1 pseudogene is annotated in these 268 nt (G+C 47.8%); it reads left to right on the top strand.

The annotated features are described in order from the left end of the window. Nucleotides 1-249: pseudogene (gene tuf / locus C2M36_RS14570) on the top strand (elongation factor Tu); the annotation flags it as partial. Between the last annotated feature and the right edge of the window lie 19 nt (nucleotides 250-268).

Below are 268 nucleotides of genomic sequence, written 5' to 3'. Positions count from 1 at the left end.
TCTAAAGACGAAGGTGGCCGTCACACGCCATTCTTCAAAGGCTACCGTCCACAGTTCTACTTCCGTACAACTGACGTAACTGGTGACATCCAACTACCAGACGGCGTAGAAATGGTAATGCCTGGTGACAACATCAAGATGACTGTTGAACTAATCTGCCCAATCGCGATGGACGAAGGTCTACGTTTCGCGATCCGTGAAGGTGGTCGTACAGTTGGTGCTGGTGTTGTAGCATCAATCGTAGAGTAATAGTTACTCTCGAGAAAAA

The sequence above is a fragment of the Pseudoalteromonas sp. T1lg75 genome, from assembly GCF_002964705.1.
Taxonomy (GTDB): domain Bacteria; phylum Pseudomonadota; class Gammaproteobacteria; order Enterobacterales; family Alteromonadaceae; genus Pseudoalteromonas.
Note: the sequence above shows the minus strand (reverse complement) of the source record. Positions and strands in the feature narration are given on the sequence as shown.